Source organism: Mycobacteroides abscessus ATCC 19977 (assembly GCF_000069185.1).
Lineage (GTDB): Bacteria > Actinomycetota > Actinomycetes > Mycobacteriales > Mycobacteriaceae > Mycobacterium > Mycobacterium abscessus.
In genome coordinates this window covers 3,911,705-3,937,088 of sequence record NC_010397.1, presented here as the reverse complement: position 1 = coordinate 3,937,088, position 25,384 = coordinate 3,911,705, and the positions used below count along the sequence as shown (strand labels likewise).

Sequence of the window (25,384 nt, the reverse complement as noted above, 5' to 3'; positions counted from 1 at the left end):
CTACCCCTGCACGGGAATCAGCTTGCCGGGATTGAGGATTCCCCGCGGATCGACGGTGCGTTTGACCGCTTGCAGGATCTCGATGCCGAGTTCGCCGACCTCGTCGGCAAGCCACGGCTGGTGGTCACGCCCGACAGCGTGATGGTGTGTGATGGTGCCACCGGCCGCGACGATGGCGTCGCCCGCGGCCTGCTTCGCCCGGCCCCATTGAGTCAGCGCATCCTCGGCGGCCGCGCACACCACGGTGAAGTACAGCGACGCCCCGGTGCGGTAGGTGTGCGAGATGTGGCACAAAACCAGTGGGGGAGTGCCCTGTGCACCAAGCGTCTCGGCGAGTGCCGTGGTGACGGCCGTGCGTAGGTTGGCGAGGTTCTGCCACGATGTCGCGGTCTCGAGCGTTTCCACCACGGCGCCGGCGTCGATCAGTGCATCGCGAAGGTACGGTGCGTCGAAGCGGCCATGGTCCCAGGCCTTGGCGGGCTCATCGCCGAGGGCGGTGCCGCCCGCCGCGGAGAGCACCGCCGCCACCTCGGCTGACCGGGCCGCAACGTGCCCGTGAGTGCCCTCGACGGTGGTGATCGCCAATACCCCGGCGGCCGGGTTCTTGCCGCCAATGTCCTTGGCGAGAGCAAGGTTCAGTCCGCTCTCGGCCTCGTCGGAAAGTCGCAGCACGGTGGGTGCGGCGTCGGACTGGACGAGGGTGCGCAGGGCCTGCGCACCGGCCTCGAAGGAGGGGAAGGACCAACCCTGGTACCAGGTTTCCTCGGGCAGCCGGTGCACGCGCAGCGTCACCTCGGTGATGATGCCCAGTGCGCCTTCGGAGCCCAGGAAGAGCTGGCGTAGATCCGGCCCGGCCGCAGACGCGGGGGCCCTGCCGAGGTTGAGGTCGCCACGAGGAGTCGCGATCCGCACGGCATCCACCATGGCGTCGAAGCGTCCATAGCCACTGGAGGCCTGGCCGGACGAGCGCGTGGCGGCGAATCCGCCGATGCTTGCGAATCGGAAACTCTGCGGGAAGTGTCCGAGTGAAAACCCTTGAGCACCAAGGAGCTCTTCGGCTTCGGGGCCGGTGGTGCCCGGTAGTAGCACGGCGGTACCCGACACCTCGTCCAGGGAGAGCAGGCCCGACATGCGGCGTAGATCGATAGCGATGACGGCCCCGAACGCACCGCGCTCGGGGTCCAGCCCGCCCACCACACTGGTGCCCCCACCGAACGGCACGACGGCGATGCCCTGCTCTTCGCAGAGTGTCAGCAGGGCGGACACCTCATCATGCGAGGCCGGGTAGACGATGGCGTCGGGGGCGTTCTGAACGCCAGTGGAGCGGCGCCGCAACAGATCCGGGGTGCTCTTACCTCCCGAATGCCGTAGCCGGGCGCCGTGGTCTGTGCTGACATGCTCCGCGCCGAGCAGACCGCCGAGCGCGGCGCGTTGGGCATCGGTAAGGGAGTTGGGCGTGAGAGTGACGTGTGATTCGTCGCGATGGACGGGTTCGCGCTCGGGAATGCCAAGCGCCGAGGCCAAGAGCGCCTTCACCTGTGGTGAGAGAGTCTGTCGTTTTTCGGCTACGCCCCAGGCGTCCCACTCCATCATGCGTTACAGTATTACATACGATGACAAGTTGTAACGCAGGTTTGTTGTGGCTCCACTGGTGGATGCGGGAGGTGGCGTGACGGTTCAGGCGATGGACGCGCAGGCCTCGGCCGATCCCGTGACCGAACGCATCCTGGATGCCGCACTGTCGTGTGTCACCGAATTCGGGGTGCGCCGCACCACCCTGGTGGAGGTCGCCAAGCGTGCTGGGGTCAGCCGTCCGTCGGTGTATCGGCGCTGGCCCGACGTGCGCACCCTGGTTGCCGAACTGCTCACCCGGGAGATGGGCTCGATCCTGCCCGCGACCGGTCGGGGGTGTGCGCGCGAGCGGTTGGTCCGGTCGGTGACCGGCCTGGTGACACAGGTGCGTGAACACTCGATATTCGCAGCGATCCTGCGATCCGACCCCGAGTTGCTCTTGACCTACATCGTGCAGCGATTGGGGACCAGTCAGCGCGCGCTCATCGGCTGGACCGCGATGCTCATCGTCGAGGGGCAGGCCGATGGATCGATTCGCGCCGGGATCCCAGAGCAGATGGCGGCGATGGTGCTTCTCATCGGCCAGTCGGTGTTGCAGTCCGCGCGCATCGTCGCCGACATTCTGTCGCCGGACGAGCTGGTGGATGAATTGGCTACCGCCATCGACGGATATCTCAAAGCTTGATCTGCCCCCCGCTAGGAGGATTCATGACAACCCAGCTCAACAGCACCCGCCGCAGTGCCGACCTTGACGCGCTGTCCGGCGGCGCACCGATCGACGTTCTGGTCATCGGCGGCGGCATCACCGGGGTCGGGGTGGCACTTGACGCGGCAAGTCGCGGTCTGCGCGTCACGCTGGTCGAAAAGCACGACTTGGCCTTCGGGACAAGCCGATTCAGCTCGAAGCTGGTGCACGGCGGATTGCGCTACCTGGCCTCGGGGCAAGTGGGTGTCGCGCGGGAGAGCGCGGTGGAGCGACACATTTTGATGACCCGTACCGCCCCGCATCTGATTCACCCACTCGCTCAGGTTGTTCCGTTGCACCCGGCGGTGAGCATGTTCAGTCGCACGCTGGTGCGGGTGGGCTTCATTGCCGGAGATGGGCTGCGCAAGCTCGCGCATACCTCGGCCGAGGTGCTGCCGCGTTCGCGCGCCATTAATGCCGGTGAGGTGATTCGCCGCGCTCCAACGGTGCGGCGCAACGGACTGCGCGGCGGGCTCATGGCCTTCGACGGGCAACTCGTCGACGACGCGCGATTGGTGGTGTCGATCGCGCGTACGGCGGCCGGGCTGGGAGCCCGCATTCTCACCCGGGTGGCGGCCGAGCAGGTCACCGGCGATGGCGCGGTGCTGCGAGATAGGCTGACCGGCAATGCCATCCGGGTGCGGGCGGGGCTGGTGATCAACGCGGCCGGCGTATGGGCGGGACAGGTTGATCGCGAAATCAAACTGCGGCCCAGTCGCGGGACACATCTGGTGTTTCGGGCGGCGAGCTTCGGTGGTCTCTCCGCGGCGCTCACCGTTCCGGTACCCGGCACCATCAACCGGTTCGTGTTCGCGTTGCCCGCCATCCACGACCGGGTGTACCTCGGGCTCACCGACGAGCCGGCGCCCGGCCCGGTGCCCGATGTGGCCGAACCCTCTGCCGCCGAGGAGCGGTTCCTCCTCGACACCGCGAACACCGTGCTGCAGACGTCGTTGTCCGAGACGGACGTGGTGGGTCGTTTCGCGGGGCTGCGGCCGCTGCTCGACGGTGATGATTCCGCCACTGCCGATCTCTCCCGCAAGCACGCGGTGCGCGTGTCGGAGTCCGGGGTGGTCAGCGTGGTGGGTGGCAAGTTGACCACCTATCGCAAGATGGCCCAGGACGCGCTCGACGCTGGACTTCAGCGCCGCCCGCTGGCGGCTTCGGAGTGCGTGACACAGAATCTGGCCGTGGTGGACGATTGGCCGGGTGCCGCCGGTGCCGGACTGGTCGAAGGCGTGGACATCACCCGTGAGCAGGTCGAATTCGCGCTCACCCATGAGGGTGCCCTCGACGCCGACGACATCCTGGACCGGCGCACCCGGATCGGGCTGGTACCTGTCGACAAGAACCAGGCGATCGGCGCGGTACAACGCCTGGTCGATTCCTACTTTTCGCAGGTGAACTGAACCACGTCGATCCAGCCTTCCCGGAAACCCTCGGCGCACCCGGTCAGGTACTTGATGTATCGGTCGTAAACCTCTTGGGACTGAACCGAAATGGCTTCGTCCTCATGAGCCGCCAGATTCGTGGCCCAGCAGTCCAGGGTTCGGGCGTAGTGGGGCTGCAGCGAGTGATGACGAGTGATGTGGAAGCCCGCCAATGCCGCGTGTTTATCCACCATGGGTACGGAAGGTAAACGCCCACCAGGGAATATCTCAGTACCGATGAAGTAGATGAACCGGACTCGTGACATCAGCAGGGGAATCCCCATGCGTTTCCACTCGTCCGGGTGGTGGCTGACAATGGTGTGTAACAACATCTTTCCGTCGGACGGCAGCACGCGGTGCGCCATCGCGAAGAAGCTGTCATACCGTTCATGGCCGAAGTGTTCGAAGGCGCCGATGCTGACGATTCGATCGACGGTGCCCTCAAATTCCTCCCAGCCGGCCAGCCGGACCTCGTAGTTGCGCGAACTGCCGGCGGAGTCCAGCAGGGTATTGACGTATGCGAACTGGTTCTTGCTGAGGGTCAGGCCGATGACGTTCACGTCGTAGTGCTCAAGTGCGCGTTTCATGGTCGAACCCCAGCCGCACCCCACGTCCAGCAGCGTCATACCGGGTTCCAGGTTCAGTTTTCCGAGCGCGAGATCGATCTTGGCCTGCTGGGCTTGTTCCAGCGTGAGGGTCTCTGGCTCGAAATACGCGCAGCTGTACGTCCTGCTGGGGTCGAGGAACAGTGCGAAGAAGTCATCGGACAGGTCGTAGTGGGCCTGTACGTCCGAGAACTTTGGAGTCAGTTTTGACATGCGACGGCCTCTCGAGAGAGATGGCGCGGAGCCCCGAACGGCGCGCGGGCGAGTATTGGATCTTGATGTGGCTGTGTGTCTCGTGCAGAGGCTAGAGCACGATCACGGCAGCGACAAGGAATCCGTGCAGAATTAACAAGCGATGTGAGCGCGCGAAAATCGTTCCCTACGGGAGCTAATTAGCGGCCCGCGGCTTCGGATTCGGGTGTTTCCGCTGCCGGCTCCGATCGAGCGAAGTTCTCGGTCAGCTTGGTGATGATGTGGTTCCAGAGCGGCTCAGGCAGATCGTGGCCCATCCCGTCGATCAGTGCCAGGCGTGAACCGGGAATGGCCCGGGCGATGGCGCGGGCGCCCGACGGACGCATCAGCTTATCGGCCTTGCCATGCAAAACCAATGCGGGAGCAGTGATTCGGTTGTCGAATGGCGCAAGGCTACCGGTTCCCATGATCGCGGCGAATTGCCGGGAGAACCCCTTGGGGTAGTAGCTGCGGTCATAGTACTCGGCGGCGTGTAGATATGACTTTGATTGAGACTGGCGGTATTTCGGGCTACCGATGATCCGGCCGACCTGCACGCTATTGGCGATTATCTGCTCGCGGCTGGCGCCTTCGGGCGGCGGCTTCAGCAGGGCCATCAGTTGGCGGGGGCCGGGTGGCGGCAGGAACGGCTGGTTATTGCTTGACATGATGATGGAGACGGTCGCGGTCCGGTCGGGATGCTCCGCGGCGAACACCTGTGCGATCATGCCGCCCATCGAGGCGCCGACGATGTGTGCCTGCTCGATGCCCAGATGATCGAGCAACCCGGCAGCATCGCCGGCCATATCCACCAGTGTGTACGCGGTGCCCGTGATCTTCACTCCGGCAAGGAATTTCGCCATACTGGGAATGAGTGAGCCGCCGCCGGCGCGTACACCGTCCAGTTTGGTGGACAGGCCGCAGTCCCGGTTGTCGAACCGGATCACCCGATAGCCTTGATCGGCGAGCTGCTGGCAGAACTCGGGGCGCCAGAACACCATCTGGGCCCCGATGCCCATGATGAGCAACACCGCGGGATCGGCCGGATTGCCGAACTCCTCGTAGCACAGCTCGATATCGCCGACCGTGGCGGTGCTGGCCGTCATCTCAGATATCTCCCTCGCGGTTGTGCTCACGGCTGATGTCGACTATGAAATTGCCGAAGTAGCCCTTGAGTTCCGGATCGTCCATCATCTGCCAGCGTGGCGCCAGCAGCTTCATGTAGCGCTCGACATACAGGAATTGCTTGCCGATGAGCACCAGCTCGCGCGGCAACTTGACGTCATACTGCTCGGCCAGCGTGGAGAGTTGCTTGCCGATCTCTGAATAAGACATGTCCCCAAGCGATTTCATGGTCAGGGGAGTAGCGAAGGCCTGGATGTCCTGAGTGCCCTGCTCGGCATCTCCGGGATTGCCGACGGCGCCCAGCATCACCACGATCTTGCCTGCGGCGCGATGGTCCTTCTTCACCAGCAGCGCGTGGATCAATTCGCGTAGCAGCCAGCGGGTCCGGGGATCGATGAAGCCGACGATGCCGAAGTCCAGGAACACGATTCGGCCTTCGTCGTCGACCAGAAGATTGCCCGCGTGCAAGTCGCCGTGGAACAAGCCTTGGCGCAAACCGGACTCGAAGACCGAGAACAACAGCGACTTGACCAACTCGGTGCCGTCGAATCCCGCCTTGCGAATCGCCGGTGCGTCGTCGATGCGGATGCCGTGTACCCGCTCCATGGTGAGCACCTTGGACGTCGTGTAGTGCCAATGCACATCCGGAACCCGGATATTCTTGCCGAGAGACGAGGTGTGCAAGTGCTCTACCCAGGTCTGCATGGCCTGACCCTCGGCAAGGAAATCGAGTTCCTCGGAGAGGTTCCCGGAGAAGTCGTCCACCACATCGCGGGCCGAGAGCATTCGGCCCACCTTGCCCAGTTCCAGTAGCGCGGCGCCGCGCTTCATGATTTGCAGGTCTGCCGCCACCCGCTTGCGAATTCCCGGACGCTGGATCTTGACCACCACCTCCTCGCCGGAATGCAGCGTGGCGTAATGCACTTGGGCGATCGAGGCAGACGCGAACGGTTCGGTGTCGAAGGAGGCGAACAGCTTCTCCGGTTCGGATCCCAGCTCGGCGATGATGAGCTCACGGACCGCTGCGGGGTCCGCGGGTGGCACGCGATCCAGCAACCCACGGAACTCCCGAGACAGCGGCTCGCCGAAGGCACCCGGGCTGGAGGCGATGATTTGACCGAGCTTGACGTAGGTGGGCCCCAGATCGGAGAAGGTCTGCGGGAGCTCGGCGATGAACTTCTGTTCGAGGCTGCCCTTCTTGGTGAGCTTGCCCAGCACGCGTCCGGCGGTGCGGGCGACCTGCCAGCCGGTGGTGCCCAGCCGTGCGGCCTCGGAGAGCAGGGCCACGCGCCCGAGTGGCGCTACCTGACGTCCTCGGCTCGATGCCGCCGGCCCTGCGGCTCCGCGGCCCTCACCGGCACTCCTGCCGGACCGTTCTTGCGCAGTCATGAAATGCAAGTGTGCCGCATCATGCCCGCATGGCCCTAGTCAGTCCTGTACGGCACACTCAAAAGTTGTCAATAACTCACTGGTCACGGGCTTCCAGACGGGTTCGGGGAGATCGTGTCCCATCCTCTCGATGAGGGCGAAACGAGCGTTGCGCATGTTCTTGGCCACCACCCGTCCGTTCTGATACGGCACCAGGGGGTCGTTGCGGCCATGGATGACGACCGCCGGCGCGACGACGGCGCGGGTGAAGCGCAGCAGGCTGCCGGTCCCCAGAATGGCGTCGAATTGGCGTACGGTGCCGATTTTGTAGTCGCTGCGAGCGCGGTGATCGAGGATGCGTTGCCGCAGCTGCTCCCGAGAGGGCAGATTGTCGGGCCCGTTGTAGACGATGCCGTTGTTCACCTCGAACTCAAGCCATTCCTCGGCAGTGGCGTTCTTCCCGGGGGCGTTCAGGGCCGTCTTGATCAACTCCCAGGATGGCAGCCGTGAGAAGGGGCGCCCGGTCGCCGAATAGATGATTCCCACCGAATGGACGCGCTCGGGGTAGGTACCGGCGAAGACCTGCACGATCATGCCGCCCATCGAGGCACCAGCGATGTGCACCTTCTCCAGTCCCAGGTGGTCCACCAGGCTGCGGACATCCTCGGCCATATCGATCAGGGTGTAGGGCACCTTGCTGCCCATGCCGAGGGCGTAGCGCACAACCCGGCGCTGCACCGACCCGGGCGCTTTCTGCCCGTCCAGCTTGGTGGACAGTCCGCAATCGCGATTGTCGAACCGGATCACCCGGTAGCCCTGGTCAAGAAGCTGACGGCAGAACCCGTCCGGCCACATGGGGAGCTGGGCCGCCACTCCCATGACAAGGACGACGGCGGGATCGCCGGGGTTGCCCAGGTCTTCGTAGAAGAGTTCGACATCGCCGTTGCGTGCGATGCCCGATCGGGTGGGAACTTCGGAGGACAGCGGCACCATTCCTGGATACCACGGGAGTTTGGGCCGTTTTGGATGATCGCCCTCATCTGCGGTAACCTAATCCAGCTCCACCGAAGACCGTCGGTCACCTCGTCAGAGGTTGAAGGTTCAGGATTCGTCCTGACGGCCCACGCAGGAGGACGAGGTACGACCTGTGGATCAAAAGTCCGTAGTTCTTCACGCCCCGACCTGTCTGCGTCGGGGCGTTTGTCGTTTCAGATGCCTTCTCGATCTTCGGACCGTCTTGTCCCAGGTGTAGCGACCGAAACGAGATGAGGAGGCAATACATGGCCAAGACTGACAAGGTCACCGCCGTTGCCGAGATCACCGAGCAGTTCAAGGATTCGACTGCGACCGTGATCACCGAGTACCGCGGCTTGTCGGTGTCCGCTCTGGCCACCCTCCGCCGCTCCCTCGGAGCTTCCGCCACCTACGCCGTTGCCAAGAACACGCTGGTCAAGCGTGCGGCTGCGGACGCCGGTGTGGAGGGTCTGGACGAGTTGTTCGCCGGCCCAACGGCAATCGCGTTCATCAAGGGTGAGCCCGTGGACGCAGCGAAGGCCATCAAGACCTTCGCGAAGGACAACAAGGCACTGATCATCAAGGGCGGCTACATGGATGGCCGCGCTCTGTCAGTTGCCGAGGTTGAGCGCATCGCAGATCTGGAATCGCGCGAGGTGCTGCTGGCCAAGCTGGCCGGCGCGATGAAGGGCAACCTCAACAAGGCTGCCGGGCTGTTCGCCGCCCCGGCGTCTCAGGTTGCACGCCTGGCCGCCGCTCTTCAGGAGAAGAAGGCCGGCGAAGAGAGCGCCGCGTAAGCGTTCGCGTAACCCAAACCCAAACCTGTTGTAAATCAAGGAAGGAACCAAAATTATGGCAAAGCTGAGCACCGAGGAACTGCTTGACGCGTTCGCCGAGCTGACCCTGCTCGAGCTGTCCGAGTTCGTCAAGGCGTTCGAGGAGAAGTTCGAGGTCACCGCTGCCGCTCCGGTCGCCGTTGCCGCTGTCGGTGGCGCTGCCCCGGCCGCCGCTGACGCTGCCGAAGAGCAGAGCGAGTTCGACGTCATCCTGGAGAGCGCCGGCGACAAGAAGATCGGCGTCATCAAGGTTGTACGCGAGATCGTCTCCGGCCTGGGCCTGAAGGAAGCCAAGGACCTGGTCGACGGCGCCCCCAAGCCGCTGCTGGAGAAGGTCGCTAAGGAGGCTGCCGACGACGCCAAGGCCAAGCTCGAGGCCGCCGGCGCGACGGTCACCGTCAAGTAGTTCGCAGTACCTTACAAACTGGCCCCGGACGTCCACGGACGTCCGGGGCCAGTTGCTATGCGCGAGTGTGCGAATCCGGTCGAGAATCTGCGCAGAATCGACACAATCGGCACATTCGACGACGTGACCGTCATCTGGTTCGGCCCTTCGGGTACGACGGCTTTCGTGAGCCTCAGGCCGATGGCGCGAGCCGCGCCGCGGCCGCGGCTGCCGAACTGTTCAATCGCTCGGGTGTATCACCCAGGGCGACAAGAAGGTCCGTGGTCATAGAGGCCAGCACCGGACCGACCGCCGCACCGTCCTCACCCCAGAATCCGGCCAGCTCCAACATCACAAACCCGTGCATGACCGTCCAGAACTTGGCGGCGGTGGCGGCCACCTTCGCGGCGTCCTCGGGGGAGCCGTCGATGCGTCCGGCCGCCATTGCCCGCTGAACGCAACGGAATAGGTAGGCCGCGCTCGGGTGCTCGGGTGTCACGTGCGAGGTGTCGAACATGTTCCTGCGGGGCGCGTTGACGCCGTGCGCACTCGTCACGCCGAACATCAGCCGATACATATGGGGGTAGTCGATCGCGAACTGGCGGTAGGCCATACCCGTCAACATGAAGTCGGCGATCACATCGTCGGACTGCTCGACGGCGGCCTGCGCCTCGGCGAACTGGCGCAGTCCGGCCTCGGCTACCTCTGCGATCAGCTCGCGCATGCCACCGAAATATGTGTAGACCGCCATGGTGGAGGTGCCCGCCGCGGCAGCGATCTTGCGTGTCTGCAGTGCGTCGGGGCCTTGTTCGTTGAGAAGCCGCACGGCCGCGGAGACAAGATCGACCCGAGGATTGCGGACCACCGCCCGGTCGGTTCCCTCACTATTTCGTCTGGCAGATGAACTCATGGTCTTGCCATGTTCGCACAACGGGAGTACGTTCACCATAACACTGTAATAACAGTGTTATGCCAGCCAGCTCTTGGAGGACGCGATGACCGCCACAGCTCAACCAGCCGCCAGCACAAGCCCGTACTTGTCCGGGATCTGGGAGCCTGTCCAGCAGGAAATGGACAGCGTCGACCTCGAGGTGACCGGCACCTTGCCCGCGCATCTGGATGGCAGATATCTGCGCAACGGCCCCAACCCGGCGGCAGAGGTCGACCCGGCCACGTATCACCTCTTCAGTGGCGATGCCATGGTGCACGGGTTGTCGCTGCGCGAGGGCAAGGCGCAGTGGTACCGCAACCGCTGGGTGCGCACCCCATCGGTGAGTAAGACGTTGGGTGAGACCCGTCCGGCCGCTATCAGCGCGAATGCGGGCATGGGAGTCATCGGGCCGAACACCAACGTGCTGGGCCACGCCGGACGCACGCTCGCCCTCGTCGAAGGGGGGATCGCCAATTACGAACTCACCGAAGACCTCGACACCATCGGAACCTGCGATTTCGATGGCACCCTCCCCGGCGGGTACACCGCCCACCCGCACACCGATCCAGATACCGGTGAAATGCACGCCGTCTCATACTCTTTCGCCCGTGGCAGCACGGTTCAGTACTCGGTGATCGACGCCCATGGCCGTGCCCGCCGCACTGTCGACATCCCGGTGCACGGCGCGCCGATGATGCATGACTTCACCCTCACCGAGAAGTACGTCGTTTTCTACGATCTGCCGGTCACCTTGGACATGTCGATGATCAGCCAGTCGGTGCCAGTGCCACGGCTGCTGCGCAAGCCCGCTCAGATCGTGATGAACTCGCTTATCGGCAAGGTTAAGATTCCCGGCCCCATCGCGGCCAAGGCCAGTCAGTACTCGGGCAAGTCGCCGTCCATTCCGTATTCGTGGAACCCCAAGTACCCGGCCAGAATCGGTGTCATGCCGCGCGAGGGCGATGACGCCTCCCGGCACGCCCCCGTGCGCTGGTTCGAGATCGACCCGTGCTACGTCTTCCATCCGCTCAACGGGTACTCCGAAATGCGCAACGGTGCGGAGGTCATCGTGATCGACCTCGTGCGGTATGACTCGATGTTCTCCCAGGACGTGCTGGGACCCAGCGATGCCAAGGGTCAGTTGGATCGCTGGACGATCGACCTCGCCAAGGGCACCGTGCATATGGAACGCAAGGACGACAGGCACCTGGAATTCCCGCGAATCAACGAGACTTTCACGGGCAAGAAGCACCGCTACGGCTATCTGCCGGATGTCGAGAACTTCTTCGGCTCCGGAGAAGCGGCGGGGGCGAGCATCGTCAAATACGACTACGAGACCGGATCTACCCTCTCAAGCCGGCTGGACCCCGCAATCGTGCTGGGGGAGATGTCATTCGTGCCGAATCCGACGTGTGCCGCCGAGGACGACGGTGTGCTCATCGGGTTTGCCGTCGACCGCCGGTCCGATGAGGGGCAGTTGCTGCTGCTCGATGCGACCAGCCTGGATCTCATGGCCACCGTCCATCTGCCGCAGCGAGTTCCGGCAGGCTTCCACGGCAACTGGGCTCCGCGCTGAGATCGTGATCGGTCCTGGTGACACTTCAGGCACGGGGCTGTCGGTAAATCGTCGCGGAAACTCGTCGGCGGCCGTCACACTCGTGGCATGGAGATCACGTCGGCCATCAGCGCCATACTCGGGGCGTTCGGGCTTTCAGGTGCCGCCGGGCTGAACGCCTGGTTGCCGTTGCTGGCGGTGGGTGCCGCCGACCGCCTCGGGTGGATAGAGCTCGGACCGTCCTACGGCTGGTTGTCGTCGACCCCGGCGCTGGTAGTCCTGGCGGTCGTCTTTGTGCTCGACCTGATCGGTGACAAGGTTCCCGCCCTCGATTCCGTTCTGCATGCGATCGGCGCATTCATCGCCCCGGCGTCGGGAGCCGTTCTGTTCACCGCCGAAACAAGTCTCTCGTCGAATCTGCCGCCTGCGGTGGCCGCGATCCTGGGGGCGATCACCGCGGGCGGTGTGCATGCCAGCCGAACCGTGGCGCGCCCCTTCGTGACCGGAACCACTGCCGGCGTGGGTAATCCCGTGGTCTCGACCGCCGAGGACGGCACCTCGCTGGTGTTGACGATTCTCGCGCTGGCAGTGCCGATTCTGGCGTTCCTCGTGGTCCTGGTGCTTTTGGCGGGGCTCGGATGGCTGACTTACCGGGCGATCCGGTGGGCGCGTGGCAGACGGGAAAGCGACGCTACCGACGGGTAGGTTGCCCCGGCGATCACCGCTATCGCAGGACGAATGTGGCTGGGGCCCATAGAGTGACCTCACGAGAGGGTGAAGGTGACATGAATCTGGCCGTACGGCACGTGGTAATCGCGTGCACTGCATTGTTCGTGGCGAGGCTGACCATGCTGGACCATGGTCTGGCTGCGGTGTGGGGAGTCGACCGAGGTGAAGACGCCCTCGGCACGATCGAATGGGCGACCGTCGCAGGCGACATAGTCGCCGTGGTGACATTGCTCGTGTTCGCCCGCCTGGGCAATCATTTCCGCCCCACCACCTTCTTGGCTACCGGCCTGGTGATTCTGGGCCTGTCGACGGCCGGGTCACTCATACCGGGATCGGCGACGTTGCTTGCCTGGGTGATGTTGGTCTCGGCGCTGGGCGCCGGACTGACCATGGTGGCCTCCATGCTGATCGTCCTGCATTCGACGCCGAGACAGGGACGTGGGTTCTCGCTGGGGTTTTGGGTGGCGATGTACCCGCTGGCGATGCTCGCCGGCCAGATACTCGACATCAATTCGCCGCAGAATTGGCGCTCGATCACGTACGGAATCCTTGCCGCGACCGTCGTGGTGCTGGTGGTGGTCCTCACCCAGCCGCATCGCGAGTTCGTGGGCACCTTCGACACATTCGACCTCGTCGGTGCGCTGCTGTGGCTGGTCGGTGTCTCCGCGCTGGCATGGCTCCTGGTCGACGACTCATCGCCGGCGCGGGCGGTCATTCTCGGGATCATCGCATTGAGCGCCTTCGGCGGGCTCTTCGCGCAGACCCGGCGCAGGGGCTCGGCCGCGCTGATCGCCATCGACGTACTCACCCGCCCCGTCGTGTTGGCGGCGCTGCTGGCGATCACCGTGCTGACATTCCTGGTGCGGTTCGCGGACTTCGACCACGCGGCCATGTGGTGGTCCATCGATCGTGAGTTGGCGCCCTCAGATGCACCGCCGGTAGCGCTTTTTGCCGCTGGACTGGTCTTCGCCCCGCTCGCCGGTTACCTCATCGACGCGGGAAAACGCACGCTCATCGCGGTGCTGGGCACGGTGCTACTGGTGGCCGGCGTGGCGGCGACCGTGATCGAACTGCATGCCGCCAGCACAGAGAGCGGCTTGATATTGGGCCTGCTGCTGTCCGGGGCCGGCATCTCCACGCTGGCCGTCTACCTGTTCTATGCCGTGTTCCACGGGGTCTCTCCTGTGCAGCTGACCGTGGTGGGTGGCTTGGCGGTGACGGCGTCCGCGCTCGGAGTGGTGCTGGGTGAGTTCGTCCGGCAGCGCGCGGAGATAGACCTGCTGACCGGGTATGGCCTCGGGCACCCGAGTGTCTTCGCCGATATCGTCGGGCTGATTGTCGTGCTTGTCGCGCTGTTGGCCGGAGCATTGCTCATCGTGGAGCGCCGGCGCGGTAGCTCGGCCGCCGCGACACCCGCCGAATCCACGTCGGACTAGGGGCGTAGTGGCTGGTTATCACAGTTAGCCAGTCAATGCGCCTGGTATGGACGCAAACGCGATGCAGTTCTGGGCCATGCGCTAAAGTGATCCGAACCACAGCCTGGCCGGGTTGGTGGCGAAGTGTGCGTGTTGCGGAAGGAACGCCTGGTGGGTGCAGAAGTCTCCGTCGAGGGTTTGACTAAGTCCTTTGGTTCACAACGAATCTGGGAGAACGTCACCCTGTCCCTGCCGCCCGGTGAAGTCAGCGTGCTGCTGGGCCCGTCGGGTACCGGCAAGTCGGTGTTCCTGAAGTCGTTGATCGGTCTGCTGCGGCCCGAACAGGGCGCCATCTACATCGACGGCACCAACATCATGGAGTGCTCATCCAAAGAGCTGTACGAGATCCGCAAGCTGTTCGGCGTCATGTTCCAGGACGGCGCGCTGTTCGGCTCGATGAACCTGTACGACAACACCGCCTTCCCCTTGCGTGAGCACACCAAGAAGAAGGAATCCGAGATTCGCGACATCGTCATGCAGAAGCTTGACGTGGTGGGTCTGACCGGCCATGAGACCAAGTTCCCCGGCGAGATCTCCGGTGGTATGCGCAAGCGTGCCGGCCTGGCCCGCTCGCTGGTGCTGGACCCGCAGATCATCCTCTGCGACGAGCCGGACTCCGGTCTGGACCCGGTGCGTACCGCCTACCTGAGTCAGCTGCTCATCGACATCAACGCACAGATCGACGCCACCATCCTGATCGTCACGCACAACATCAACATCGCCCGCACCGTCCCGGACAACATGGGCATGCTGTACCGCCGCAACCTGGTGATGTTTGGTCCGCGCGAGGTGCTGCTGACCAGTGACGAGCCGGTCATCAAGCAGTTCCTCAACGGCCGTCGTATCGGCCCGATCGGTATGTCGGAGGAAAAGGACGAGGCCACCATGGCCGAGGAGCAGGCGCACCTGGACGCCGGACACCACGACGGTGGTGTCGAGGAGATCGAGGGTGTGCCCCCGCAGATTCAGGCCACCCCGGGTATGCCCGAGCGCAAGGCGGTCGGCCGCCGCCAGGCGCGCGTGCGCGAGATCATGCACCAGCTGCCCCCGAACGCGCAGGCCGCGATTCAGGACAGCTTCGCCGGAACCCACCAGTACCGGGTGCACGACTTCGGTGACGAGCCGACCGGTGTCACCACGGCGACGCTGGCACCGCCGCAGGCCGAGCAGCCCACGCAGAGCATCGACACGAGCGACGACGACACCCCGACGGGGCAGATCCCGCCAGTACGGGGGTAGTGACGCCCCTGTCGAACAGGGGTTGATGTTTGCGAACACGCGTTATCAAATAGGGGTCAGCCCTGTTGATGCGCATGGAAGCGGTGCCGACTATGACAGTCGAGACGAAAACGACGTTCTGCCGTATCTGCGAGCCGTTGTGCGGCATGGTCGCAACCGTCGAGGGCGGCAAGCTGCTCTCACTGCGTCCCGATAAGGACAACCCGGCATCGTCGGGGTTCTCGTGTCAGAAGGGCATCGCCTTTGCCGATGTGCACAACGATCCCGACCGGCTGACCACTCCCATGCGCCGTACGGTGTCCGGCGAGTTCGAGCCGGTCGAGTGGGATACGGCGATGGCCGATATCGCCGAGCGCGTGCGCGCCATCCACCGGATGCATGGCTCCGGGGCCATCGGCTGGTACTTCGGCAACCCGGGCGCGTTCAGCTACTCGCACGTGCTCTGGCTGCTGCTGCTGAGCATGGGATTTGGCTCCCGGCTGCACCTATTCACCGCGGGTTCGCAGGACATCAACAGCCGTTTTGTCGCCAGCCAGCTCCTCTACGGGAACTCCGCGACAATGCCCGTCCCGGACATTCCCCGCACCGACTTGTTGGTGGTCATCGGGGCCAACCCCGTCGTGTCCCATGGCTCGGGCGTCACCATGCCGCGAATACGGGAGCACATGAAGGCGGTGGTCAAGCGCGGCGGACGGGTGTTGGTGATCGATCCGCGCAAGACGGAGACCGCGGCGGATTTCGAATGGCTCGGCATTGCCCCGGACGGCGATGCCTTCCTGCTGTTGTCGCTGCTACAGGTGATGTTTACGGAGAATCTGGTGGACAGGGCGCTGGTTGCCCAGCACGCTCGCGGTGTCGCCTGGCTCGAGGGGCTGGTGAGGCCGTTCACCCCGGAGTCGACCCAGGCCCAGACGGGTGTGGATCCCGGCGTGGTGCGCCAGCTGGCCCGTGATCTGGCCGGCGCCGATCGCGCGGTGGTGTATGGGCGGGTAGGCACTTGCCTTGGCCAAAATGGAACGTTGACAACGTATTTGCTCGATGTTGTCAATCTCGTCGCGGGTCATCTGGGCCGGGTGGGTGGCTCGATGTTCGGATCGTTCGGCATACCCGGCGAGCGGTTCGCCATGAAGGCGGTAGGTGCGCTGCTGGGCGCGGTGTACCGGCGGCGGCGCTCTCGCGTCGGGGGGTTCCCTTCGGTCCTCGGCTCGGAACCTGCAGGCATCATGGCCAAAGAAATCACCACGCCGGGCCGGGGCCAGATCCGGGCGCTGTTCGTCGGCGCGGGCAACCCCGTGCTGTCGGTGCCCAATGGTGACGAGCTGGAGGCCGCGTGCGAGCAGCTGGACCTCATGGTGGGGATAGACCTCTATCTCAACGAGACGTTGGCGCACTGCCACTATGTGTTGCCCGCGACCACCATGTACGAGCGGGACGATTTCATGATTCCCTTCGCCACACTGCGGCCCGCACCGTACCGGCAGGCCACCGAGGCGGTGGTGGCTCCGGCGGGCCAAGCCCGGCAGGAGTGGCAGATTATCGAGGACCTGACCAGCAGGCTGTGGAATCTCACCCCAGGCCTGCGGTTTATCGAGGGCTTGCGCAGAACGGTAGCGCTGTTCGGCGCGCGACTTCAGCCGCGTCTGCTCGCCGATGCCCTGATCAGGATGTCTGCCGGCGGCGACCTGTTCCGGCTGCGCCGTCAAGGACTGACCTTCGACCGGCTTACCCGTGACTATCCGCACGGCAAGGTGCTCGCCGAGCATCTGCCGGAGGTGCCCTTGTCGCGATCGGTTTCTTACCTCGATGGCCGGATGCGTTTGGAGCACAAGGATATTGAGTCCGAGGTGGCCTCGCTGGCGGCGCGTGAACACGATCCTCGCTTTCCGATGCGCCTGATCGGCATGCGAGAGGCCCGCTCGGAGAATTCGTGGATGCACAACGTGCCGATGCTCATGCGGGGCGGGCGCGTGCAGCGCGCGCTCATCCATGCCTATGACGCTGACCAACTTGGGGTCACCACCGACGATCTCCTGGCCATCACCTCGCCGCACGGTGAGATCGAGCTGCCCGCTCAGGTCAGCAAGGACATCCTGCCGGGGGTTGTGGCCGTGCCACACGGCTGGGGGCACCGTCGGCGGGCGGGCTGGAGTACCGCGAACGCCAACCCGGGCGCCAACGTGAATTTGTTGATGTCCAGCCGGCCGGAGGACCTGGAGGCACTCGCCGGGATGGCGCATCTCAACGGAGTGCCGGTCAGGGTGCAGCGCGCGTGACGGGGCGGGGAATGGCACTGGGCGTTGCGGGAAAGAAACGCCGAAAATACTGGCGCTATCTCTTGACGGAGGGCGTGTGAGGCGTCAATCTGTTTGGCAGCACGGACGCATGTGATTTCAGCGAGGCCGCCAGCCAGCGCTGATCCGCAGAATTGACCGGGCAGTTGAAGGCTGCGCGATAGTACGCTATCGTTAGACGTTGCGCTGGCTGCCTCCTGCCCACCTTCCCTCGCCACGACGGTGTTGATTTTTGTTGTGATCGATCGGGTGTGTGTTTGGTCGTTTGCTTGCGCAAAACATCGCAGATGCGCGGCAACACTGGAGGACCGATCTTGGCAGTCTCTCGCCAGACTAAGACCGATAACGCAACTACTAACTCCGTACCTGGGGCCCCTAGCCGACTTTCCTTCGCCAAGCTGCGTGAACCGCTTGCGGTTCCCGGCCTGCTCGATGTGCAGACGGAGTCCTTTGAATGGCTGGTTGGATCGCCGCGCTGGCGTGAGGTTGCGACTGCACGCGGTGAGGTGAACCCGACCGGCGGCCTTGAGGAGATCCTCACGGAGCTTTCGCCGATCGAAGACTTCTCCGGCTCGATGTCGCTGTCGTTCAGCGACCCGCGCTTCGACGAGGTCAAGGCGCCCGTCGACGAGTGCAAAGACAAGGACATGACGTACGCGGCCCCGCTGTTCGTCACGGCCGAGTTCATCAACAACAACACCGGTGAGATCAAGAGCCAGACGGTCTTCATGGGTGATTTCCCGATGATGACCGATATGGGCACCTTCATCATCAACGGCACCGAGCGCGTGGTCGTGTCGCAGCTCGTCCGTTCGCCGGGTGTCTACTTCGACGAGAGCATCGACAAGTCGACCGAGAAGACCCTGCATAGCGTCAAGGTCATCCCCGGCCGCGGTGCCTGGCTCGAGTTCGACGTCGACAAGCGCGACACCGTCGGCGTCCGCATCGACCGCAAGCGCCGCCAGCCGGTCACCGTGCTGCTGAAGGCGCTGGGCTGGACCAACGAGCAGATCGTCGAGCGCTTCGGGTTCTCCGAGATCATGATGGGCACCCTGGAGAAGGACAACATCGCCGGTCCCGACGAGGCGTTGCTGGACATCTACCGCAAGCTGCGCCCGGGCGAGCCGCCGACCAAGGAGTCGGCGCAGGCCCTGCTGGAGAACCTGTTCTTCAAGGAGAAGCGTTACGACCTGGCCCGCGTGGGTCGGTACAAGGTGAACAAGAAGCTGGGCCTGGGCGGCACCAATCCGGCTCAGGTGACCACCACCACCCTCACCGAGGAAGACGTCGTCGCCACCATCGAGTACCTGGTGCGCCTGCACGAGGGCCAGACCACGATGACCGCCCCCGGTGGCGTCGAGGTGCCGGTGGATGTGGACGACATCGACCACTTCGGTAACCGTCGCCTGCGTACCGTCGGCGAGCTGATTCAGAACCAGATCCGGGTCGGCCTGTCCCGTATGGAGCGCGTCGTGCGTGAGCGCATGACCACGCAGGACGTCGAGGCGATCACCCCGCAGACCCTGATCAACATCCGTCCCGTCGTGGCGGCGATCAAGGAGTTCTTCGGAACCAGCCAGCTGTCGCAGTTCATGGACCAGAACAACCCGCTGTCGGGCCTGACCCACAAGCGTCGTCTGTCGGCGCTGGGCCCCGGTGGTCTGACCCGTGACCGCGCCGGCCTCGAGGTCCGCGACGTGCACCCCTCGCACTACGGCCGCATGTGCCCGATCGAGACCCCGGAAGGCCCGAACATCGGCCTGATCGGCTCGCTGTCGGTGTACGCGCGGGTCAACCCGTTCGGTTTCATCGAGACGCCTTACCGGAAGGTCTCGGACGGAGTTGTCACCGACGACATCCACTACCTGACGGCCGACGAAGAGGACCGCCACGTGGTGGCGCAGGCCAACTCGCCCGTGGACGCCAACGGCCGCTTCACCGAGGAGAAGATCCTGGTTCGCCGCAAGGGCGGCGAGGTGGAGTTCGTGTCGGCGACCGAGGTCGACTACATGGATGTCTCGCCGCGCCAGATGGTGTCGGTCGCGACCGCCATGATCCCGTTCCTCGAGCACGACGACGCCAACCGTGCCCTCATGGGTGCCAACATGCAGCGCCAGGCGGTTCCGCTGGTGCGTAGCGAGGCTCCGCTGGTCGGTACCGGTATGGAATTGCGTGCCGCCATCGACGCCGGAGACGTCGTCGTCGCGGAGAAGGCCGGTGTCATCGAAGAGGTGTCTGCCGACTACGTCACCGTGATGGCCGACGACGGCACCCGGCAGAGCTACCGGTTGCGCAAGTTCGCCCGCTCCAACCACGGCACCTGCGCCAACCAGAAGCCCATCGTGGACGAGGGGCAGCGGGTCGAGGCCGGTCAGGTCATCGCCGACGGTCCCTGCACCGAGAACGGCGAAATGGCCCTCGGTAAGAACCTGCTCGTGGCAGTCATGCCGTGGGAAGGCCACAACTACGAGGACGCCATCATCCTGTCCAACCGTCTGGTGGAAGAGGACGTGCTCACCTCGATTCACATCGAAGAGCACGAAATCGATGCGCGCGACACCAAGCTGGGCGCCGAGGAGATCACCCGGGACATCCCGAACGTCTCCGATGAGGTGCTGGCAGATCTCGACGAGCGTGGCATCGTCCGCATCGGCGCCGAGGTCCGCGACGGCGACATCCTCGTCGGCAAGGTCACCCCGAAGGGTGAGACCGAGCTGACCCCCGAGGAGCGCCTGCTGCGTGCCATCTTCGGTGAGAAGGCTCGCGAGGTCCGCGACACCTCCCTGAAGGTGCCGCACGGCGAGTCCGGAAAGGTCATCGGCATCCGCGTGTTCTCGCGTGATGACGACGACGATCTGCCTGCCGGCGTGAATGAGCTCGTTCGCGTGTACGTGGCGCAGAAGCGCAAGATCTCCGACGGTGACAAGCTGGCCGGACGCCACGGCAACAAGGGCGTCATCGGCAAGATCCTGCCCGTCGAGGACATGCCGTTCCTGCCCGATGGCACCCCGGTGGACATCATCCTGAACACCCACGGTGTGCCACGCCGTATGAACATCGGCCAGATCTTGGAAACCCACCTCGGGTGGATTGCCAAGACCGGCTGGAACATCGAGGGTGAGCCCGAGTGGGCGGCCAATCTGCCTGCAGACCTCACCTCTGCGCCGGCCGATACCCGCACGGCCACCCCGGTGTTCGACGGTGCCCGCGAGGAGGAGCTGACCGGACTGCTGTCCTCGACGCTGCCCAACCGGGACGGCGAGGTCATGGTGGATGGTGACGGCAAGGCGCGGTTGTTCGACGGCCGGAGCGGCGAGCCGTTCCCGTACCCGGTGACCGTCGGTTACATGTACATCCTGAAGCTGCACCACTTGGTCGACGACAAGATCCACGCGCGTTCGACCGGCCCGTACTCGATGATCACCCAGCAGCCGCTCGGTGGTAAGGCGCAGTTCGGTGGCCAGCGGTTCGGTGAGATGGAGTGCTGGGCCATGCAGGCCTACGGTGCGGCGTACACGCTGCAGGAGCTGTTGACCATCAAGTCCGACGACACCGTCGGTCGCGTGAAGGTCTACGAGGCGATCGTCAAGGGCGAGAACATCCCCGAGCCGGGTATCCCCGAATCGTTCAAGGTTCTGCTCAAGGAACTCCAGTCGCTGTGCCTCAACGTGGAGGTGCTGTCCAAGGACGGCGCCGCCATCGAGATGCGCGACGGCGACGACGAGGACCTGGAGCGCGCTGCCGCGAACCTGGGAATCAACCTGTCCCGCAATGAATCTGCTTCGATAGAGGACTTCGCCTAACCAGCCCCACTGACCGAACATCTATCCCGCAAGGGGAAAGGGAGTTTACGTGCTCGACGTCAACTTCTTCGATGAACTCCGTATCGGCCTCGCGTCGGCGGATGACATCCGAAACTGGTCCTTCGGCGAAGTCAAGAAGCCGGAGACCATCAACTACCGCACGCTCAAGCCCGAGAAGGACGGCCTGTTCTGCGAGAAGATCTTCGGACCTACTCGCGACTGGGAGTGCTACTGCGGCAAGTACAAGCGCGTGCGCTTCAAGGGCATCATCTGTGAGCGCTGCGGCGTCGAGGTGACCCGCGCCAAGGTGCGCCGTGAGCGGATGGGCCACATCGAACTGGCCGCCCCGGTCACGCACATCTGGTACTTCAAGGGCGTTCCGTCGCGCCTCGGCTACCTGCTCGACCTGGCACCGAAGGATCTCGAAAAGATCATCTACTTCGCCGCCTACGTCATCACCGCGGTCGACGACGAGCTCCGTCATAACGAGCTCTCGACGCTCGAGGCCGAGATGGAGGTCGAGAAGAAGGCCGTCGCCGATCAGCGCGATGCCGACCTGGAGGCCCGTGCCCAGAAGCTCGAGGCCGACCTGGCCGAGCTGGAGGCCGAGGGTGCCAAGTCCGACGTGCGCCGCAAGGTGCGCGACGGTGGCGAGCGCGAGATGCGTCAGCTTCGCGATCGGTCGCAGCGTGAGCTGGACCGGCTCGACGAAATCTGGACCACCTTCACCAAGTTGGCTCCCAAGCAGCTGATCGTCGACGAGGTGCTCTACCGTGAGCTCGTCGACCGCTACGGCGAGTACTTCACCGGTGCCATGGGCGCCGAGGCCGTGCAGAAGCTGATCCAGAACTTCGATCTCGATGCCGAGGCCGAGAATCTGCGCGAGACCATCCGCAGCGGCAAGGGGCAGAAGAAGCTTCGTGCCCTCAAGCGCCTGAAGGTGGTGGCGGCGTTCCAGAACTCCACCAACTCACCCGGTGGCATGGTGCTGGACGCGGTGCCGGTGATCCCACCGGAACTGCGCCCGATGGTTCAGCTCGACGGTGGCCGCTTCGCGACCTCCGACCTGAACGACCTGTACCGCCGCGTGATCAACCGCAACAACCGCCTCAAGCGACTGATCGATCTGGGTGCGCCCGAGATCATCGTCAACAACGAGAAGCGGATGCTGCAGGAGTCCGTGGACGCGTTGTTCGACAATGGGCGCCGGGGCAGGCCTGTTACAGGGCCGGGCAACCGCCCGCTCAAGTCGCTGTCCGATCTGCTCAAGGGCAAGCAGGGCCGGTTCCGTCAGAACCTGCTCGGTAAGCGCGTCGACTACTCGGGCCGTTCGGTCATCGTGGTCGGTCCGCAGCTCAAGCTGCACCAGTGTGGTCTGCCCAAGCTGATGGCTCTCGAGCTGTTCAAGCCGTTCGTGATGAAGCGTCTGGTCGACCTGAACCACGCGCAGAACATCAAGAGCGCCAAGCGGATGGTGGAGCGTCAGCGTGCCCAGGTGTGGGACGTCCTCGAAGAGGTCATCGCCGAGCACCCGGTGCTGCTGAACCGTGCACCAACCCTGCACCGCCTGGGTATCCAGGCCTTCGAGCCGCAGCTGGTGGAAGGCAAGGCAATTCAGCTGCACCCGCTCGTGTGTGAGGCGTTCAACGCCGACTTCGACGGTGACCAGATGGCCGTGCACCTCCCGCTGTCGGCGGAGGCGCAGGCCGAGGCTCGCATCCTGATGCTGTCCTCGAACAACATCCTGTCGCCCGCGTCGGGCCGCCCGCTGGCCATGCCCCGTCTGGACATGGTGACCGGTCTGTACTTCCTGACCACCGAGATCCCCGGCGACATCGGTGCGCACGCACCGGCCGGCAAGGATCAGCCGGAGGTCGGCGTGTACAGCTCGCCCGCCGAGGCCATCATGGCGATGGACCGCGGTGCGCTGAGTGTCCGTGCACCCATCCGCGTGCGGCTGACGCAGCAGCGTCCGCCGGCCGAGGTCGAGGCCGAGCTGTTCGAAAACGGTTGGCAGCCAGGCGATGCCTGGGTCGCCGAGACCACCCTGGGCCGCGTTCTGTTCAACGAGCTGCTGCCCCATGGGTATCCGTTCGTGAACAAGCAGATGCACAAGAAGGTGCAGTCGGCGATCATCAACGACCTCGCCGAGCGGTTCCCGATGATCGTGGTCGCGCAGACCGTCGACAAGCTGAAGGACGCCGGCTTCCACTGGGCCACGCGTTCGGGTGTCACGGTTTCGATGGCCGACGTGCTGGTGCCGCCGCAGAAGGCGGAGATCCTGGACCGCTACGAGAAGGAAGCGGAGCGGATCGAAAAGCAGTACCAGCGTGGTGCTTTGAACCAGCAGGAGCGTCGCGACGCGCTGGTCAAGATCTGGCAGGAGGCCACCGACGAGGTCGGTAAGGCGCTGGAGGAGCACTACCCGGCCGACAACCCGATCACCTTGCTGCCCAAGTCCGGTGCTACCGGAAACATGACGCAGGTGCGCAACCTGGCCGGCATGAAGGGTCTGGTTACCAACCCGAAGGGTGAGTACATCCCGCGTCCGATCAAGTCCTCCTTCCGTGAGGGCCTGACCGTTCTCGAGTACTTCATCAACACGCACGGCGCTCGTAAGGGCCTGGCGGACACCGCGCTTCGTACCGCGGACTCGGGTTACCTGACCCGTCGTCTGGTCGACGTCTCGCAGGACGTCATCGTCCGTGAGCACGACTGCGGCACCGAACGTGGCATCAACGTGGTTATTGCGGAGAAGCAGACTGGGCCCGATGGCAAGGCAACGCTGATCCGCGATGCGCACATCGAAACCTCCGCCTACGCACGGACTCTCGCCGCTGACGCGGTGGATGCCGATGGCAATGTGCTGGTGGAGCGTGGACATGACCTGGGCGACCCGGCGATCGAGAAGCTGCTTGCCGCGGGCGTCACGACGGTCAAGGTTCGGTCGGTGCTGACCTGCACCACCGGTACCGGGGTCTGTGCGATGTGCTACGGCCGCTCGATGGCGACCGGCAAGCTTGTCGACATCGGCGAGGCGGCGGGCATCGTGGCCGCGCAGTCGATCGGTGAGCCCGGTACTCAGCTGACCATGCGTACCTTCCACCAGGGTGGCGTCGGTGACGACATCACCGGTGGTCTGCCGCGTGTCACCGAGCTGTTCGAGGCGCGTGTTCCCAAGGGCAAGGCCCCGATTGCCGATGTCACCGGACGGGTGCGCCTGGAAGAGGGCGAGCGCTTCTACAAGATCACCATCGTCCCGGACGACGGCGGTGAGGAAGTTGTCTACGACAAGCTCTCCAAGCGTCAGCGCCTGCGCGTCTTCAAGCATGAGGACGGGTCCGAGCGTCCGCTGGCCGACGGTGACCACGTCGAGGTCGGACAGCAGCTCATGGAAGGTGCGGCAGATCCGCACGAGGTGCTCCGCGTCATGGGTCCGCGTCAGGTGCAGGTGCACTTGGTCAACGAGGTCCAGGAGGTGTACCGCAGCCAGGGTGTGTCGATCCACGACAAGCACATCGAGGTCATCGTGCGACAGATGCTGCGTCGCGTGACGATCATCGATTCGGGCGCAACGGAATTCCTGCCCGGCTCGCTCACCGAGCGTGCCGAGTTCGAGTCGGAGAACCGTCGCGTGGTGGCCGAGGGCGGCGAGCCCGCGGCCGGCCGTCCGGTGCTGATGGGTATCACCAAGGCATCGCTGGCCACCGATTCGTGGCTGTCGGCGGCGTCCTTCCAGGAGACCACTCGCGTGCTGACCGATGCGGCCATCAACTGCCGCAGCGACAAGCTGAATGGTCTGAAGGAGAACGTCATCATCGGTAAGTTGATCCCGGCTGGTACCGGCATCAACCGCTACCGCAACATTTCGGTGCAGCCGACCGAAGAGGCGCGGGCCGCCGCGTACACGATCCCGTCCTACGAGGATCAGTACTACAGCCCCGACTTCGGTTCCAACACCGGTGCTGCGGTGCCGCTGGACGACTACGGCTACAGCGACTACCGCTAGCCGCGTCCTTCCAACGCAAGCACGAAAGGCCCCCGGGTACG

The 25,384-nt window shown here is 64.4% G+C and carries 17 protein-coding genes; 11 read left to right on the top strand and 6 right to left on the bottom strand.

Annotated features, from left to right (window positions below):
* Entirely contained in the window at nucleotides 1-1,593 is a 1,593-nt protein-coding gene (locus tag MAB_RS19675) for an FAD-binding oxidoreductase (protein WP_012296700.1), read from the bottom strand.
* 46 nt (nucleotides 1,594-1,639) lie between these two features.
* Here MAB_RS19675 and MAB_RS19670 point away from each other — a divergent pair, with 46 nt between their 5' ends.
* Together MAB_RS19670 and MAB_RS19665 are read left to right on the top strand one after the other, a co-directional pair.
* The gene (locus MAB_RS19670) at nucleotides 1,640-2,257 is read left to right on the top strand and encodes a TetR/AcrR family transcriptional regulator (RefSeq protein ID WP_005089008.1); all 618 of its coding nucleotides are present in this window, start codon (nucleotides 1,640-1,642) and stop codon (nucleotides 2,255-2,257) included.
* Between the two features lie 23 nt (nucleotides 2,258-2,280).
* A complete protein-coding gene (locus MAB_RS19665; RefSeq protein ID WP_005094578.1) occupies nucleotides 2,281-3,726 on the top strand; it encodes a glycerol-3-phosphate dehydrogenase/oxidase in 1,446 nt (481 codons plus the stop codon).
* Here the strand turns inward: MAB_RS19665 and MAB_RS19660 are convergent.
* The 4 genes from MAB_RS19660 to MAB_RS19645 all read right to left on the bottom strand — a co-directional run bounded on the left by MAB_RS19660 (nucleotide 3,705) and on the right by MAB_RS19645 (nucleotide 8,069).
* Nucleotides 3,705-4,565 carry a cyclopropane mycolic acid synthase family methyltransferase gene (locus tag MAB_RS19660; protein ID WP_005094575.1) on the bottom strand — a complete coding sequence of 287 codons (861 nt, stop codon included), beginning with the start codon at nucleotides 4,563-4,565 and terminating at the stop codon, nucleotides 3,705-3,707. The genes MAB_RS19665 and MAB_RS19660 overlap by 22 nt on opposite strands.
* A gap of 179 nt (nucleotides 4,566-4,744) precedes the next feature.
* Nucleotides 4,745-5,689 (bottom strand): alpha/beta fold hydrolase, encoded by a 945-nt coding sequence (locus MAB_RS19655; protein WP_005080389.1) that lies wholly within the window; start codon nucleotides 5,687-5,689, stop codon nucleotides 4,745-4,747.
* A gap of 1 nt (nucleotide 5,690) precedes the next feature.
* Nucleotides 5,691-6,995 (bottom strand): ABC1 kinase family protein, encoded by a 1,305-nt coding sequence (locus tag MAB_RS19650; RefSeq protein ID WP_005089011.1) that lies wholly within the window; start codon nucleotides 6,993-6,995, stop codon nucleotides 5,691-5,693.
* Nucleotides 6,996-7,136: 141 nt separating this feature from the next.
* Nucleotides 7,137-8,069, bottom strand: a complete 933-nt coding sequence (locus MAB_RS19645) for an alpha/beta fold hydrolase (RefSeq protein ID WP_005112079.1) — start codon at nucleotides 8,067-8,069, stop codon at nucleotides 7,137-7,139.
* A gap of 287 nt (nucleotides 8,070-8,356) precedes the next feature.
* Here MAB_RS19645 and rplJ point away from each other — a divergent pair, with 287 nt between their 5' ends.
* Both rplJ and rplL read left to right on the top strand, forming a co-directional pair.
* Nucleotides 8,357-8,887: a 50S ribosomal protein L10 gene (rplJ, locus tag MAB_RS19640; RefSeq protein WP_005055400.1), complete on the top strand. Its 531-nt coding sequence runs from the start codon at nucleotides 8,357-8,359 to the stop codon at nucleotides 8,885-8,887.
* 55 nt (nucleotides 8,888-8,942) lie between these two features.
* Entirely contained in the window at nucleotides 8,943-9,332 is a 390-nt protein-coding gene (gene rplL / locus MAB_RS19635; RefSeq protein ID WP_005055422.1) for a 50S ribosomal protein L7/L12, read from the top strand.
* 172 nt (nucleotides 9,333-9,504) lie between these two features.
* Here the strand turns inward: rplL and MAB_RS19630 are convergent, their stop codons facing one another.
* A complete protein-coding gene (locus tag MAB_RS19630) occupies nucleotides 9,505-10,260 on the bottom strand; it encodes a TetR/AcrR family transcriptional regulator (protein WP_005094569.1) in 756 nt (251 codons plus the stop codon).
* Nucleotides 10,261-10,306: 46 nt separating this feature from the next.
* Between MAB_RS19630 and MAB_RS19625 the strand changes: the two genes are divergently transcribed.
* The 7 genes from MAB_RS19625 (at nucleotide 10,307) to MAB_RS19595 (ending at nucleotide 25,343) form a co-directional block, all read left to right on the top strand.
* Entirely contained in the window at nucleotides 10,307-11,818 is a 1,512-nt protein-coding gene (locus tag MAB_RS19625; protein WP_005080400.1) for a carotenoid oxygenase family protein, read from the top strand.
* A gap of 87 nt (nucleotides 11,819-11,905) precedes the next feature.
* Nucleotides 11,906-12,502, top strand: a complete 597-nt coding sequence (locus MAB_RS19620; RefSeq protein WP_005080402.1) for a DUF4126 domain-containing protein — start codon at nucleotides 11,906-11,908, stop codon at nucleotides 12,500-12,502.
* 80 nt (nucleotides 12,503-12,582) lie between these two features.
* Complete coding sequence (locus tag MAB_RS19615) at nucleotides 12,583-13,962, top strand: MFS transporter (protein WP_005080404.1); 1,380 nt, start codon at nucleotides 12,583-12,585, stop codon at nucleotides 13,960-13,962.
* Between the two features lie 150 nt (nucleotides 13,963-14,112).
* Nucleotides 14,113-15,240, top strand: a complete 1,128-nt coding sequence (locus MAB_RS19610) for an ABC transporter ATP-binding protein (RefSeq protein ID WP_005055457.1) — start codon at nucleotides 14,113-14,115, stop codon at nucleotides 15,238-15,240.
* Between the two features lie 92 nt (nucleotides 15,241-15,332).
* Complete coding sequence (locus tag MAB_RS19605; protein WP_005112075.1) at nucleotides 15,333-17,513, top strand: molybdopterin-dependent oxidoreductase; 2,181 nt, start codon at nucleotides 15,333-15,335, stop codon at nucleotides 17,511-17,513.
* Between the two features lie 305 nt (nucleotides 17,514-17,818).
* Nucleotides 17,819-21,334: a DNA-directed RNA polymerase subunit beta gene (gene rpoB / locus MAB_RS19600; protein WP_012296696.1), complete on the top strand. Its 3,516-nt coding sequence runs from the start codon at nucleotides 17,819-17,821 to the stop codon at nucleotides 21,332-21,334.
* 49 nt (nucleotides 21,335-21,383) lie between these two features.
* Nucleotides 21,384-25,343, top strand: a complete 3,960-nt coding sequence (locus MAB_RS19595; protein WP_005077661.1) for a DNA-directed RNA polymerase subunit beta' — start codon at nucleotides 21,384-21,386, stop codon at nucleotides 25,341-25,343.
* Nucleotides 25,344-25,384 lie beyond the last annotated feature (41 nt).

Coding starts and splice junctions, on each gene's coding strand:
- rpoB (WP_012296696.1), top strand. CDS start 17,819: ATGCGCGGCAACACTGGAGGACCGATCTTGGCAGTCTCTCGCCAGACT.
- rplL (WP_005055422.1), top strand. CDS start 8,943: ATGGCAAAGCTGAGCACCGAGGAACTGCTTGACGCGTTCGCCGAGCTG.
- MAB_RS19625 (WP_005080400.1), top strand. CDS start 10,307: ATGACCGCCACAGCTCAACCAGCCGCCAGCACAAGCCCGTACTTGTCC.
- MAB_RS19620 (WP_005080402.1), top strand. CDS start 11,906: ATGGAGATCACGTCGGCCATCAGCGCCATACTCGGGGCGTTCGGGCTT.
- MAB_RS19675 (WP_012296700.1), bottom strand. CDS start 1,593: ATGATGGAGTGGGACGCCTGGGGCGTAGCCGAAAAACGACAGACTCTC.
- MAB_RS19665 (WP_005094578.1), top strand. CDS start 2,281: ATGACAACCCAGCTCAACAGCACCCGCCGCAGTGCCGACCTTGACGCG.
- MAB_RS19645 (WP_005112079.1), bottom strand. CDS start 8,069: ATGGTGCCGCTGTCCTCCGAAGTTCCCACCCGATCGGGCATCGCACGC.
- MAB_RS19660 (WP_005094575.1), bottom strand. CDS start 4,565: ATGTCAAAACTGACTCCAAAGTTCTCGGACGTACAGGCCCACTACGAC.
- MAB_RS19630 (WP_005094569.1), bottom strand. CDS start 10,260: ATGGTGAACGTACTCCCGTTGTGCGAACATGGCAAGACCATGAGTTCA.
- MAB_RS19655 (WP_005080389.1), bottom strand. CDS start 5,689: ATGACGGCCAGCACCGCCACGGTCGGCGATATCGAGCTGTGCTACGAG.
- rplJ (WP_005055400.1), top strand. CDS start 8,357: ATGGCCAAGACTGACAAGGTCACCGCCGTTGCCGAGATCACCGAGCAG.
- MAB_RS19605 (WP_005112075.1), top strand. CDS start 15,333: ATGACAGTCGAGACGAAAACGACGTTCTGCCGTATCTGCGAGCCGTTG.
- MAB_RS19615 (WP_005080404.1), top strand. CDS start 12,583: ATGAATCTGGCCGTACGGCACGTGGTAATCGCGTGCACTGCATTGTTC.